The following is a 13,153-nucleotide window of genomic DNA, read 5'->3' as shown; positions in this document are numbered from 1 at the left end:
CATTGTGAAACGAGAAACCGGCCATACTCTCTCACGCGGTCGGCATCACTTGCTTTCTTGCGCGCGCAGGGCGTCTTCCAGCGCCTTGGCGGCCGCGTCCTCGGTCGATGCGCCCGCGGGCGCTTCGGTCGCGGCAGCCCCGGGTGCCTCGCCACCTGATGCCTCGGCGCCCGGCGCAGGCTCGGCGGCTTCGCCATACGGGTTGTAGCCGTAGTTGCCGTCGTCGCCCGAGCTGGGGGCGGCTTCGGCCGGCGCCTGGCCTTCGGTGGCCGGGCTGTCGCCCGAGGTGGCGAAGGGGTTGTCGCCATAGCCACCGGCATTGGGCACGTCGCTGGCGGTGCTGCTGCCGCCTTCCTGGGCGTTCAGGTCGCGCAGCATCTGCTCGCCGACGGCGTTCATGTCCACATCCACCTTTTTGTCCAGGCTGCCGGTCACCAGTTGCGGGAAGGCGATCAGGAGGCCGACCATGGTCAGCTGGATGATGAGGAAGGGGATGGCGCCCTTGTAGATCTGCATGGTGGTCACGGGCTCCATGACCTTGTGCGTGACCTTGTCCACGTACTGCTTTTCGGGGGCGACCGAGCGCAGGAAGAACAGCGCGAAGCCGAACGGCGGGTGCATGAACGAGGTCTGCATGTTCACGGCCAGCAGCACGCCGAACCAGATCAGGTCGATGCCCATCTTGTCAGCCACGGGGCCGAGCAGGGGAATGACGATGAACGACAGCTCGAAGTAGTCGAGGAAGAACGCGAGGAAGAAGATCAGCACGTTCACGAAGATGAGGAAGCCGACCGGGCCGCCTGGCAGATCCGTGAGCAGGTGCTCGACCCACAGCGGGCCGTCGGCCGCCTGGAACACCATGGAGAACACGGTGGCGCCGATGAGGATGAACATCACGAAACTGGACAGCTTGGTGGTGGAGGCCAGGGCTTGCTTGAGCTGATGGAACGGCAGGCGGCCGCGCAACCAGGCCATCAACAGCGCGCCCACCGCGCCCATGGCGCCGCCTTCGGTCGGTGTGGCCACGCCCAGGAAGATGGTGCCCAGCACCAGGAAGATGAGCAGCAGCGGCGGAATCAGCACGAAGGTGACGCGTTCGGCCAGGCGCGAGAGCATGTTCAGCTTGAGCAGCTTGTTGGCCATGGCGATGACGAAGGCGACGAAGGTGCCGCCGCAGACCGCGACCACCACGCGTTCGTCGGTGGCGACGACGTCCACGGGTTTGCCGAACCAGGCGTGCACGGCTTCCAGGTGCTCGGCGATGAAGAACGACACGGCGGCCGACAGGGCCAGCAGCACCCACAGCGAGGTGTAGCCGCTGCTGCCGTCGGGTTGGCGGTAGATGCGGGCCTCGCGGGGCAGGGCCGGCACGCTGGCGGGCTTGAAAATGGCCAGGCAGACGATGTACAGCACGTACAACCCGACCAGGATGAAGGCCGGCACGAAGGCGCCCTTGTACATGTCGCCCACGCTCTTGCCGAGCTGGTCGGCCATGATGATGAGCACCAGCGAGGGCGGGATGATTTGCGCCAGCGTGCCTGAGGCAGCGATCACGCCGCTGGTCAGTTTCCGGTCATAGCCGTAGCGCAGCATGATGGGCAGCGAGATCAGGCCCATGGAGATCACCGACGCAGCGACCACGCCGGTGGTGGCAGCAAGCAGGGCGCCGACGAAGATCACCGCAAGGGCCAGGCCGCCGCGCATGGGGCCGAACACCTGGCCGACGGTGTCGAGCAGGTCTTCGGCCATGCCGCTTCGTTCGAGCACCAGGCCCATGAGCGTGAAGAAGGGCACGGCGAGCAGCGTGTCGTTCGCCATGATGCCGATCAGGCGCTGGGGCAACCAGGCCATCACGTGGGCGGGGAACACGCCCAGCTCGATGCCCATGACACCGAAGAAGAGGCCGCAGGCCCCCAGGCTGAAGGCCACTGGGAAACCCAGCAGCAGAAACACGATCAGCCCCGCAAACATGATGGGGGCGTAGTTGTTGGCAATGAACTCCATGTGGGGTCTCCTGCCTCAGGGGGCCGAAGGCGCGCCGGCCTTGGCTTGTTGTTCTTGTTGCGCGCGCAGGGCCTGCGCCAGCTCTTCTTCGGCCGAAGCATCGCTCAAGCGGCCCATGGGGTCAGGCCCCTGGCCACGCAGGAAGGCGACGCGCTTGATCAGCTCGGACCAGCCCTGCAGCATCAGCAGCGTGAAGCCGATGGGGATGGCCAGCCACACGGGCCAGCGGATGAGGCCCCCGGGTTGCCCGACATTTCGCCCGATTCGATCTTGCTCAGCAGCTCGGGGACGCACAGCACGAGCACCAGGATGCACAGCGGGGTGAGGAAGAAGGCGAAACCGATGATGTCGATCCACACCTGGGTGCGTTTGGACAGGCGGCTGTTGATCACGTCGATGCGCACGTGTTCGCGGTTGAGCAGGGTGTAGCCGCCCGCGATGACGAACGACCATGCGAACAGGTACCACTGCACTTCGAGGAAGCCGTTGGAGCTGTAGTTGAACACGTAGCGCACCAAGGCGTTGCCGGCGCTGATCAAGGTGGCGATGAGGATGAGCCAGATGCCCCATCGGCCGACCTGGGCGTTGAGCCAGTCGATGGCCCTTGAGATGGACAAGAGAAATTGCATGGGCGCGCCTTTCAACTGCGGCGTAGGCAAAAGAAAACGCTGCGCGCCGTGAGGCACGGACGGGCAACGTTGAAAGCGCCGATTGTAATGAGCCGTATCCCCTCGTGGACAAGGGCTTCGGGGAGATGCTCCCCGGGATTTCCCGTGAACGCGAGGTTTGAAAAGCGCGATAGGTAATCGGAATTTCAGGGCGTGGGCAGGGCCGCCGCCAGCGCGTTGTCCCGGCTGGCGGCGGCCGTGCAGGCCGGGCGTGCAAGGTGCGGCGCCACATAGGCCTCGAACTCGGGCAGCTTGGGCACAACACCGACCTGCATGTAATAGCCCAGGCAAGCGGCCGCATACAGGTCCAGCATGGTGAAGTGGTTGCCCACCAGGTGCCGCTGGTCGCGCACGGCCTGCTGCAGCACGTGCAGGGTGTCGTCGGCCTGGCCGTAGCCCGCGCTGGTGGGCGGTGCCAGTGCGCCCGCCTGCCGCGCGGTCAGCAGGGCTTCGAACGGACCGGCGAGAAACAGCATCCAGCGGTAGTAGGTGCCGCGCTCGGCGCTGCCCGGGGGCGGTGCCAGCTGCAGCTCGGGCACCAGGTCGGCCAGGTACAGGGCGATGGCGGCGTTCTCCGTCACCACCACGTCGCCGTGACGCAGGGCCGGTACCTTGCCCATGGGGTTGATGGCGAGGTAGGCCGGTGACTTCATGCTGCCGGTCCAGTCCAGGATCACCTCGTCGTAGGGCAGGCGCGTTTCCTCCAGCATCCAGCGCGTGGCGCGGCCGCGCGACATGGGGTGGGTGTACAGGGTCAGGTCGGTCATGGGTTGGGCTCCAGAAAGGTGAACGAAGACGCCATGGTGCCGCCTGCTCCTGTCAGCTTCTGTCAGCAGTGACGGACGACGTGCGCAGGGCCTGCTGCCAGTCGCGCAGCAGGTCGTGGCGTGGGCGCGGGTAGGGCTGTCCCAGGTCGTCCAGCGCCAGCACGCGGTCGGCCCGAAAGTGCCGATAGCCCTGACGCAGCTCGCACCACGCAGCCAGCAGGCGCTTGTCGGCCAGAAACGCCATGGCGAAGGGCCAGATGACGCGTTCGCTGGTGCGCTGCTCGGCGTCGGCGTACTGCAGGCGCACGCGGTGGCCATCGCGGATGGCCTGGCGCAGCGTGGCCACCCAGGGCTCGGCTGGCCGCGTGCCCCACTGGGGCGCGAACAGCCCGCTGGTTTCCACCTGCAGGCGCAGGGCCGGGGGCAGCACGGTGACGATGCGGTCCAGCGCTGCCTGGGCGGCCACAGCCAGTTGGGCGTCGCCCTGCGCGGCCACCCAGCGTGTGCCCAGCACCACGGCCTCCAGCTCCTCGGCCGAGAACATCATGGCGGGTAGCAGGTGGCCGGCGCGCAGCAGGTAGCCGATGCCGGGCTCGCCGTCGATCTCTGCGCCCTGCGCGCGCAGGGTGTCGATGTCGCGGTACAGCGTTCGCAGGCTGATGCCCAGCCGCGTGGCCAGCACCGCCCCCTGCACCGGCCGCCGGCGTCGGTGCAGTTCGTCCAGCAAGGTCAGCAGGCGCGCCGAGCGGGGGGCGCTCATGGCCGGGCCTGGCCTGTGGGCCGATGGCAAAGTCGAAGAGGCGAGGTCCAGCGCGCGGCGTGCAGCATGGCCCGAGCATAGGCCGTCACGCCGCTGGATGCCGGGCCCGGGCGGTGGCGCGGTGGCCTGCTGGACATGGGGGCATGGCGGCCTGTGGACCGAGGCGTCGCCCAAGCAGCGACAATCGGGGCCCAGCGACACTTGGCGCGCCAAGCTGTCAGACCGGATGTTTGCAATCAAACGCATTAATAAAAATTCATTTGGCGTTTGATGGGCGTAATCCGATAAGAAATTTGATTGCAAATAATGAAACCCGTGATCGCCATCGTGGGCCGGCCCAATGTCGGCAAGTCCACCTTGTTCAACCGCTTCACCAAGTCGCGTGATGCCATCGTGGCCGACTTTGCCGGCCTCACGCGTGATCGCCACTATGGCCATGGCCGCCTGGGCAAGCGCGAATTCATCGTCATCGACACCGGGGGCTTCGAGCCCGAGGCCGATGCCGGCATCTACAAAGAGATGGCCAAGCAAACCCAGCAGGCCGTGGCCGAGGCCGACGTGGTGTTGTTCGTGGTCGATGCGCGGGCCGGCCTGTCGGGCCAGGACCACGACATCGCCGAGTACCTGCGCCGCCTGGGCAAGACGGCGCTGCTGGTGGCCAACAAGGCCGAAGGCATGCGCGAAGGCGCGCAGCTGGCCGAGTTTTACGAGCTGGGCTTGGGCGACGTGCTGCCCGTGTCGGCCGCGCATGGCCAGGGCGTGCGCTCGCTGCTCGAGCTGGCGCTGGACTCGCTGAACCTGCCCAGCGACGAGGATGCCGAGGAGACGCAGGAAGAGGGCGTGATCCGCCTGGCCGTGGCCGGCCGGCCCAACGTCGGCAAGTCCACGCTGATCAACACCTGGCTGGGCGAAGAGCGCCTGGTGGCGTTCGACATGCCGGGCACCACGCGCGATGCCATCAGCGTGCCCTTCGAGCGCGAAGGCCAGAAGTTCGAGCTCATCGACACCGCCGGCCTGCGCCGCAAGGGTCGTGTGTTCGAGGCCATCGAGAAGTTCTCGGTCGTCAAGACCCTGCAGGCCATCGAAGACGCCAACGTCGTGCTGCTGCTGCTGGATGCCACGCAAGGTGTGACCGACCAGGACGCGCACATCGCCGGCTTCATCGTCGACAGCGGCCGCGCCTTGGTGGTGGCCATCAACAAATGGGACGCCGTGGACAGCTACCAGCGCGAGCAGGTGCAGGCCTCCATCGACAAGCGCCTGGCGTTCCTCAAGTTTGCGCAGCTGCACACCATTTCGGCGCAGAAGCGCCAGGGGCTGGGGCCGCTGTGGGGCTCGCTCACGCGGGCCCACAAGGCTGCCTACCGCAAGATGTCCACGCCTCAGCTCACGCGCCAGCTGCAAGAGGCCGTGCAATTCCAGCAACCCAAGCGCGCCGGCATGTTCCGGCCCAAGCCGCGTTACGCGCACCAGGGCGGCATGAACCCGCCCGTCATCGTGATCCACGGCAACTCCGTCGAGCACCTGACCGACGCCTACAAGCGCTTCCTCGAAGGGCGCTTCCGCCAGGCCTTCGACCTGGTCGGCACGCCGCTGCGCATCGAAACCAAGACCAGCCACAACCCCTACGCAGACTGATGGACCCGGCCATGCCGCGGCCCGTCACAAGCACAAACCGTAAGGTTTTGGAAGTGCATTTTCCCGAGTGGCCGGACCTGCTGTGCTATCGTCCGCCGTTCTTTCAACTCTCTCGAACACGGAGAATATCGTGAGCAATAAAGGGCAACTTCTACAAGACCCGTTTCTCAACACCCTGCGTCGCGAGCATGTGCCAGTGTCCATTTATTTGGTCAACGGCATCAAGCTGCAAGGTCAGATTGAGTCTTTCGACCAGTATGTGGTCCTCCTGCGAAACACGGTGACCCAGATGGTGTACAAGCACGCCATCTCGACCATTGTTCCCGGCCGCCCTGTGAACCTGGCCCTGAACGACGCTGGAGAAGGCCAGGCCTGATGCCTGACCACCGCCTGTCGTAAGGCAGTATGGCCGGGTTGCCGTTGAGGAATCAACGGAAACCCGGCCATACTGCTTTTGAAGCGACATCAGGCAGGCGGCGACCCCCTCACTTCACACACTTCTTTGACTGCACAAGCCACACCTTCCGCCCCCGTTCTGCTCGTGGGCGTGGACTTTGGACTCCCCCATTTCGACACCGAACTCGAAGAGCTGGGCCTGCTGGCCGAAACCGCGGGCCTCAAGCCCGTGGCGCGCCTGACCTGCAAACGCCGCGCACCCGATGCCGCGCTGTTCGTGGGCTCCGGCAAGGCCGACGAGCTCAAGGCCCTGGCGGCCCAGCACGGTGCCCAGGAAATCCTGTTCGACCAGGCCCTCAGTCCGGGCCAGCAACGCAACCTCGAGCGCCACATCGGCTTGCCGGTCAACGACCGCACGCTGCTCATCCTCGAGATCTTCGCCCAGCGCGCCCGCAGCCACGAAGGCAAGCTCCAGGTCGAGCTGGCCCGCCTGCAGTACCTGCAAACCCGCCTCGTGCGACGCTGGAGCCACCTGGAGCGTCAGCGCGGCGGCATCGGCACGCGCGGCGGCCCCGGCGAAACCCAGATCGAACTCGACCGCCGCATGATCGGCGACGCCATCAAGCGCACCAAGGAGCGGCTCGAAAAGGTCAAGCGCCAGCGCGGCACGCAGCGCAAGCAGCGCGAGCGGCGCGAGGTCTACAACATCTCGCTCGTGGGCTACACCAACGCCGGCAAGTCGACGCTGTTCAACGCCCTGGTGAAGGCCCGCGCCTACGCCGCCGACCAGTTGTTCGCCACGCTGGACACCACCACGCGCCAGCTCTGGCTGGCCGAGGCGGGGCGCGCCGTGTCGCTGTCGGACACCGTGGGCTTCATCCGCGACCTGCCGCATGGCCTGGTCGATGCCTTCCAGGCCACCTTGCAGGAGGCGGCGGACGCCGACCTGCTGCTGCACGTGGTCGACGCATCCAATCCCAACTTCATCGAACAGATGGACCAGGTGGAGCACGTGCTGGCCGAAATCGGCGCCGACACCGTGCCGCAGCTGCTGGTGTTCAACAAGCTCGACCTCATCGAGCCGGAGCGCCAGCCGACCAGCCTGCGCGGGCTGTTCGAGGTCGACGGCGAGATGGTCACGCGGCTGTTCGTCTCGGCGGCCAGCGGCCAGGGGCTGGACGCGCTGCGCGCCGAGCTGGCCCAGCGCGCGCTGGACGCGGCCCAGGCGCCCCCGCCGGCCGAACCCGAACCACCGGATCCGCGCGGGCTGTGATGGGGTATGGGCTGTTTTCCGTTGAAAAACAGACGGGAAACGACTGATACCCATGACCGATGTGCTGCATGGCGGCCATCGGCCCCGCATGTGCAGGGCAACCACCGGTGATGGTGTGACAGGGCTTTGCCTCTCTGGGTCTATCCCCGCGTGTGCGGGGCAACCCGCTTGCGCGATGCTTTCCCAAGCTTCGGCACGGGTCTATCCCCGCGTGTGCGGGGCAACCTCGAACGACTCCAAGCGTGATTCGTCCGGTGAGGGTCTATCCCCGCGTGTGCGGGGCAACCCCCACCATCTTGTCGGCGAGCGTGGTTTTGATGGGTCTATCCCCGCGTGTACGGGGCAACCTCTTGCATCCAACCCGTTGTCATGCAAAAGGAATTCGTCATTCCCCCGTTCAATTGTCAAGGAGCGATTTCAGGCGTCGGTGCACGACGCAGGGATAGACCCATGCGCGTCATCGCGGTTGCCGTGCACACGCGATGGCTCGGTGGCACACGCCGCGGTCATGCACATGGGCAGCGGATGGTGCTGCTTGAGGCCAGCAAAGAGCGCGCTGGCCGATCGGCTTGCGGCCAGCCGCAACCGGCACTGCCACCCCATGTCACCCACCTGCCCGCGCCGCCACCATCAGGTCCACGCGCCAGCGCCGCGTCGCCAGGTCCAGGCCCCCCAGCGGCGTCAGTCCGGCTCGATGCGCTGTAGCCGCCCCTGGCATTGGTTGGCCAGCGCGTCCAGCCAGTCGGCCGCTTGCGCCTGGGGCAGCTTGACCCGCCAGCGCACGTCCGAGCCGTGGTCCACCTGCAGCAGGGTGACGGCATGGGCCTCGATGGCGCGGCGCACCAGGCCTTCGTGGGGATACGCGCAGGCGAAGTGCAGCTCGGTCAGGGCGATCACGGGCTGCCGCTCGGCCTGCAGCAGCGCCTGGGCCACCGCGTCGGTGTAGGCGCGCACCAGGCCGCCGGCGCCGAGCTTCACGCCGCCGAAGTACCGCACCACGGTGGCCAGCACCCCGGTCAGGTCTTGATGGCGCAAGACCTCGAGCATGGGCCGGCCGGCCGTGCCCGAGGGTTCGCCGTCGTCGGCCGCGGCCGACTGACCACCGGCCATCAGGGCCCAGCACACGTGGGCCGCCTGCGGATGTACCCGCCACAGGTCCTGGACGATGCGCTGGGCCTCCTCGCGCGACGCCACGGCCTGCACGCAGCCGATGAAGCGGCTTTTCTTGATCGTCAGCTCGCTGTGGCAAGGCGCGCGCAGGGTGAAAGGCATGTCAAATCAAATGGGCAGTATGGTGGTGCTGCCGTTTGTTTGAAAACGGCAGTGGCCTGATACCGGGTCGCTGTGTCAAGGCCTGGGCGGCCGCTGCGCCGATTTGGGGCGGAACGCGGCGCACACTGCGTCGTGCGTTTCGAGGTAGGGCCCGCCGATCAGGTCGATGCAGTAGGGCACGGCGGCGAAGATGCCGGGCACGCGCGGCTGGCCGTCGGCGTCTTTCAAGCCGGCCAGCGTCTCGGCGATGGCCTTGGGTTGGCCGGGCAGGTTGACGATGAGGCTGCGGCCGCGGATGACGGCCACCTGGCGCGACAGGAGGGCCGTGGGCACGAAGGCCAGGCTGATCTGCCGCATCTGTTCGCCGAAGCCCGGCATGACCTTGTCGGCCACGGCCAGCGTGGCCTCGGGGGTCACGTCGCGCGGTGCGGGCCCGGTGCCGCCCGTGGTCAGCACCAGCGCGCAGCCGGCGTCGACGAGCTCGATCAGGGTCTGCGAGATCAAGGCCTGCTCGTCGGCGATCAGCCGTGCCTCGATCGTGAGCGGGTTGCGCAGCGCCTGGGTGAGCCAGTCCTGCAGGGCGGGCAGGCCCTGGTCGGCGTACACGCCGCGGCTGGCGCGGTCGCTGATGGAGACGATGCCGATGCGAACGGGGTCCAACGCGCCGCTGACGGCGCGGGCTGGGTCGGCGTGAACAGGATCGTGCGGGCGGTCGGGCGAGGGTGCGTCGGCCATGGCTCAGGCCTCGTCGTCGTGGGCTTCGCGGTCGGTGTCGGCCTCGCCTTGCGCGTCGCGGGCGGCCAGCATCTGCTCGCGCACCAGCTGAAACAGCTCGCGAAACGCCCGGCCCTGGCGCGGCGCCTTGCCTTCGGACACGGCACGGGCATCGGGCGCGATGTGGTCCTTGCGGGCCTGGCGCACCAGCGCGCGCAGCTGCTGGGTGTCGGTGGCCGGAAACTGCGCCAGCCAGTCGGTGACGGCGGCGTCATCGGCCACCAGGCGCTCGCGCCAATGCTCGGCCGCATGCAGGGCGGCGGCGTCGGCGTTGGCGCCCTGGCGCTGCAGCTCCAGCGCTTCGCGGATGGCCTGCACCTCGTCCTCGTCCAGCTTGCGCATCAGCTTGCCGACGAACTGGCTCTGACGGCGCTTGCCCTCGAAGTTGGTGATGCGGCCCAGCTCGGCGATGGCTTCGGCCAGGCGGTCGGGCAGGGCGATCTTGGCGCGCAGGTCGCTGCGCAGCGTCAGCAGGGCTTCGCCCAGCGCCTGCAGCTCGGTGCTTTGTGCCTTGAGTTCGGTTTTGGTGGGCGCTTCGCCGCCGCGCAGTTCGCGCTGCAGCTCCTGGTCGAGTTCGCTGCCGGCCGCCACAAAGTGGCCTTTGACGAAGTAACCTTTTTTGGGTTTGCGGGACATGGGGTGATGAAGGGTGTTGGGCGTGGGCGGGCGGTGCGCCTGGGGCTGCCTGAGCCCGCATGACGCGGCCCGCTGCAGGGCGGCCGGGCGCAGGCTGAGGTCGTGGCCGCCCGCGGTACAGGGGTGCAGCACCGGCGCGGCGCGGACGCCGCGCAGTGCCTCGCAAACGGGCAAGTATCATAGCCGGCCATATGAAGCACAACACGCATTCCCCGGCCTCGCCTGCATTTCGCGAGGCCGGTTTCAGTTTCAGCCGCGATTTTTTCGAATCCCTGGTCGATCACGCCTTGCAGCACGCCAAGAAGCTGGGCGCCACGGCGGCGGGCGCCGAAGCGTCGGAAGGCTGTGGCCTGTCGGTCGGCGTGCGCAAGGGCGAGCTGGAGTCGGTGGAGCGCAACCGCGACAAGTCGCTGGGCATCACGGTCTACCTGGGGCAGCGGCGCGGCAATGCCAGCACCTCTGATTTCTCGCGCGAGGCCATCGAGCGCACGGTGCAGGCTGCCTACGACATCGCGCGCTTCACGGCCAAGGACCCGGCCGCGGGCCTGCCCAACAAGGGCGACATCGCCAAGACCCAGCCCGACCTGGACCTGTTCCACCCCTGGGCCGTGACCAGCGAGCAGGCCACCGAGCTGGCCCTGCGCTGCGAAGGCGCGGCCTTTGCCACCAGCAAGAAGATCACCAACAGCGAAGGCGCGGGCGTGTCGGCCCAGCACAGCCATTTCTTCACGGCCCACAGCAACGGCTTTCGCGGCGGCTACGCCAGCTCGCGCCACAGCCTTTCGGTGGCGCCCATCGCCGGCCGGGGCGCCGGCATGCAGCGCGACCATTGGTACTCGTCCATGCGCAATGCGGCGGACCTGGCGGCGCCCGAGGCCGTGGGCCGCTACGCCGCCGAGCGCGCGCTGAGCCGGCTGAACGCCCGCAAGATTCCCACCACCCAGTGCCCGGTGCTGTTCGAGTCCACGCTGGCCGCGGGCCTGCTGGGCAGCTTCGTGCAGGCCATCAGCGGCGGCGCGCTCTACCGCAAGAGCAGTTTCCTGCCCGACAGCCTGGGCCAGCAGGTGTTCCCCAAGCACATCGACCTGTTCGAAGACCCGCACATCCCGGGTGGCAAGGGCTCGTCCCCGTTCGACGACGAGGGCGTGCGCACCAAGGCGCGCCACGTGGTGAAGGACGGCGTGGTGCAGGGCTATTTCCTGTCGACCTATTCGGCGCGCAAGCTGGGCATGAAGACCACCGGTAACGCAGGGGGCTCGCACAACCTGCTGCTGACGTCGAGCAAGACGCGGCCCGGCGATGACCTGCCGGCCATGCTCAAGAAGCTGGGCACCGGCCTGTTCGTCATCGAGCTGATGGGCCAGGGCGTGAACCCCGTGACGGGCGACTACTCGCGCGGCGCCAGCGGCTTTTGGGTGGAAAACGGCGAAATCGCCTACCCGGTGGAGGAAATCACCATCGCCGGCAACCTCAAGCAGATGTTCAAGGACATCGCGGCCATTGGCGCCGATGCCTACAACTACGGCGCCAAGACCGTGGGCTCCGTGCTCGTCAAGCGCATGAAGGTGGCGGGCAGCTGAGCGGGCGGGCCGCCAACCGCGGGCTCGCGCAGGCCAGGCGTTCGCAAACGGTCTGCCGGGACCTGCGCGGCCTGCGGGGGCAGCACCGAATTCGCGCCCCGGCGATGGCCCTCAAGGTAGGACTGTGGCCACCGGGAGTGAGTCAACCTGATTCGCACCCATTGGGCAGCGGCAGCGCAGGTCTGGCGGACGGCGCACGGGCCGCCCACGGCCATGCAGCGACAATGGCCGCATGCATGAACCTGTTTCCCCCCGCTTCATGAAGCCGGCGCGCCCTCCCGCGTCGGTGGTGCACCGCTTGCCGCTGGCTGGCGCCCGGCGCGCCGTGGCCTGGCTGAGCCTGGGCGCGCTGGCTTTGCTGGCCGCCTGCACGCGGACCAGCGAACCGGCCAACCCGGCCGCGGCATCGGCCCCTGCGCCCGCGGCAGCCACCCAGGCCAGCCTGATCTGGGCCGACGCCAGCCTCAAACCCATGCTCATGCGTGTCCTGGCCGATTTCCAGCGCCGGCACGCGCAGCCCGTCACGGTCCACTACGGTGATTCGGGCCAGCTGCGCCAGGCCTTGAACAGCACCGCCGGCAGCGCGGTGCAGCTGTACGTCGGCCTGGCCGTGCCGCCGTCGGACAACGACGTGCTCGTGGTGCACCCGGGCGATGTGCTGCCGCAGACGCTGGGCGTGGGCGATGCCTGGGGCCGCACGCAGTGGCTGTGGCGCGACCAGCTGTGCACGCTCAGCCGCCTGCCCGTGGTGCCCGCCACGGCCATGGGGCAGTGGCAGCGCAAGGGCGTGGTGCTGGCCGGCGACCTGCAGGGCCATGCCCCCACCGAACCGCTGGCGCGCGTGCTGGTGCAGGCCGAGGGCCTGCAGCCCGGCCTGCGCGAGACCTTGCAGGGCAAGCTGCGGCAATGGCGCGCCCAGAACCCGGGCCAGGACAGCGCCGTGGCCGCGGTGCAGGCCAATCAGGCCCACATGGCCATCGCGCCCTGTGCCCAGGGCCGCGCGCTGGGCGAGTTGCCGGCCGGGCTGCAGCTGGCGGCCATGACGCCGGCGCTGAACGTGTCGCTGGACTACGGCATGGCCGTGCGCCACAACGCCAGCGCCACGGCCCGGCAGCTGGCCGACCACCTGCAGTCCGAGGCCACGGCCACCACGAGCCGGCAGTTGGGGATGACGGCGGCACCACAGCCATGAGGCGGGCAGGGGCCGCCCGCTGTTGCAGGACCGCGCACGGTCAGCGCCGGGCAAGCCGCCTTGGGTCACCGCCCGGCGTGGCCCGGCGCCAGTTGACGGAAACGCGATGGACACGGCGACCGCGCCAACCCACAGGCCAGCGCAGCCGCGGCTGCGGCCATTGGCGGCATCTGGGCGGCGCCATCGGCAACAG

11 protein-coding genes and 1 pseudogene are annotated in these 13,153 nt (G+C 68.1%); 5 read left to right on the top strand and 7 right to left on the bottom strand.

What is annotated here, in order from left to right:
• Positions 1-45 precede the first annotated feature (45 nt).
• The 4 genes and pseudogenes from CCO03_RS12460 to CCO03_RS12445 all read right to left on the bottom strand — a co-directional run bounded on the left by CCO03_RS12460 (position 46) and on the right by CCO03_RS12445 (position 4,199).
• Positions 46-2,004 (bottom strand): TRAP transporter large permease, encoded by a 1,959-nt coding sequence (locus CCO03_RS12460; RefSeq protein ID WP_087281511.1) that lies wholly within the window; start codon positions 2,002-2,004, stop codon positions 46-48.
• Between the two features lie 15 nt (positions 2,005-2,019).
• Positions 2,020-2,633: pseudogene (locus tag CCO03_RS12455) on the bottom strand (TRAP transporter small permease subunit).
• Positions 2,634-2,818: 185 nt separating this feature from the next.
• Positions 2,819-3,439 carry a glutathione S-transferase family protein gene (locus tag CCO03_RS12450; RefSeq protein ID WP_087281509.1) on the bottom strand — a complete coding sequence of 207 codons (621 nt, stop codon included), beginning with the start codon at positions 3,437-3,439 and terminating at the stop codon, positions 2,819-2,821.
• Positions 3,440-3,491: 52 nt separating this feature from the next.
• Positions 3,492-4,199: a helix-turn-helix transcriptional regulator gene (locus CCO03_RS12445; protein WP_087281507.1), complete on the bottom strand. Its 708-nt coding sequence runs from the start codon at positions 4,197-4,199 to the stop codon at positions 3,492-3,494.
• Between the two features lie 306 nt (positions 4,200-4,505).
• On the opposite strand from CCO03_RS12445, the gene der reads away from it, so the two are divergent.
• The 3 genes from der (at position 4,506) to hflX (ending at position 7,506) form a co-directional block, all read left to right on the top strand.
• Positions 4,506-5,837 carry a ribosome biogenesis GTPase Der gene (der, locus tag CCO03_RS12440; protein ID WP_087281505.1) on the top strand — a complete coding sequence of 444 codons (1,332 nt, stop codon included), beginning with the start codon at positions 4,506-4,508 and terminating at the stop codon, positions 5,835-5,837.
• Between the two features lie 130 nt (positions 5,838-5,967).
• Complete coding sequence (hfq, locus tag CCO03_RS12435) at positions 5,968-6,213, top strand: RNA chaperone Hfq (RefSeq protein ID WP_087281503.1); 246 nt, start codon at positions 5,968-5,970, stop codon at positions 6,211-6,213.
• A 126-nt stretch (positions 6,214-6,339) separates the two neighbouring features.
• The gene (gene hflX, locus CCO03_RS12430; protein WP_472298377.1) at positions 6,340-7,506 is read left to right on the top strand and encodes a GTPase HflX; all 1,167 of its coding nucleotides are present in this window, start codon (positions 6,340-6,342) and stop codon (positions 7,504-7,506) included.
• 681 nt (positions 7,507-8,187) lie between these two features.
• Here hflX and CCO03_RS12425 read toward each other — a convergent pair.
• The 3 genes from CCO03_RS12425 to yjgA form a co-directional block, all read right to left on the bottom strand.
• Entirely contained in the window at positions 8,188-8,778 is a 591-nt protein-coding gene (locus CCO03_RS12425) for an IMPACT family protein (protein ID WP_087281499.1), read from the bottom strand.
• A 75-nt stretch (positions 8,779-8,853) separates the two neighbouring features.
• On the bottom strand, positions 8,854-9,438 hold the full coding sequence (gene mog / locus CCO03_RS12420; RefSeq protein WP_418236022.1) for a molybdopterin adenylyltransferase: 585 nt from the start codon (positions 9,436-9,438) through the stop codon (positions 8,854-8,856).
• 78 nt (positions 9,439-9,516) lie between these two features.
• Entirely contained in the window at positions 9,517-10,188 is a 672-nt protein-coding gene (gene yjgA, locus CCO03_RS12415) for a ribosome biogenesis factor YjgA (RefSeq protein ID WP_087281494.1), read from the bottom strand.
• Between the two features lie 191 nt (positions 10,189-10,379).
• Here yjgA and pmbA point away from each other — a divergent pair, with 191 nt between their 5' ends.
• Complete coding sequence (pmbA, locus tag CCO03_RS12410) at positions 10,380-11,768, top strand: metalloprotease PmbA (RefSeq protein ID WP_087281492.1); 1,389 nt, start codon at positions 10,380-10,382, stop codon at positions 11,766-11,768.
• 259 nt (positions 11,769-12,027) lie between these two features.
• Positions 12,028-12,960 carry a substrate-binding domain-containing protein gene (locus CCO03_RS12405; RefSeq protein WP_157667668.1) on the top strand — a complete coding sequence of 311 codons (933 nt, stop codon included), beginning with the start codon at positions 12,028-12,030 and terminating at the stop codon, positions 12,958-12,960.
• The last annotated feature ends 193 nt before the right edge of the window (positions 12,961-13,153 follow it).

It is taken from the genome of Comamonas serinivorans, from assembly GCF_002158865.1.
GTDB lineage: Bacteria > Pseudomonadota > Gammaproteobacteria > Burkholderiales > Burkholderiaceae_C > Comamonas_E > Comamonas_E serinivorans.
This window is presented reverse-complemented; position numbering and strand designations above follow the sequence as displayed.

What these genes read in the sequence shown, in the direction of transcription:
- CCO03_RS12460 (WP_087281511.1), bottom strand. Translation starts at nt 2,004, where the DNA reads ATGGAGTTCATTGCCAACAACTACGCCCCCATCATGTTTGCGGGGCTG.
- CCO03_RS12450 (WP_087281509.1), bottom strand. Translation starts at nt 3,439, where the DNA reads ATGACCGACCTGACCCTGTACACCCACCCCATGTCGCGCGGCCGCGCC.
- CCO03_RS12445 (WP_087281507.1), bottom strand. Translation starts at nt 4,199, where the DNA reads ATGAGCGCCCCCCGCTCGGCGCGCCTGCTGACCTTGCTGGACGAACTG.
- der (WP_087281505.1), top strand. Translation starts at nt 4,506, where the DNA reads ATGAAACCCGTGATCGCCATCGTGGGCCGGCCCAATGTCGGCAAGTCC.
- CCO03_RS12425 (WP_087281499.1), bottom strand. Translation starts at nt 8,778, where the DNA reads ATGCCTTTCACCCTGCGCGCGCCTTGCCACAGCGAGCTGACGATCAAG.
- yjgA (WP_087281494.1), bottom strand. Translation starts at nt 10,188, where the DNA reads ATGTCCCGCAAACCCAAAAAAGGTTACTTCGTCAAAGGCCACTTTGTG.
- pmbA (WP_087281492.1), top strand. Translation starts at nt 10,380, where the DNA reads ATGAAGCACAACACGCATTCCCCGGCCTCGCCTGCATTTCGCGAGGCC.
- CCO03_RS12405 (WP_157667668.1), top strand. Translation starts at nt 12,028, where the DNA reads ATGAAGCCGGCGCGCCCTCCCGCGTCGGTGGTGCACCGCTTGCCGCTG.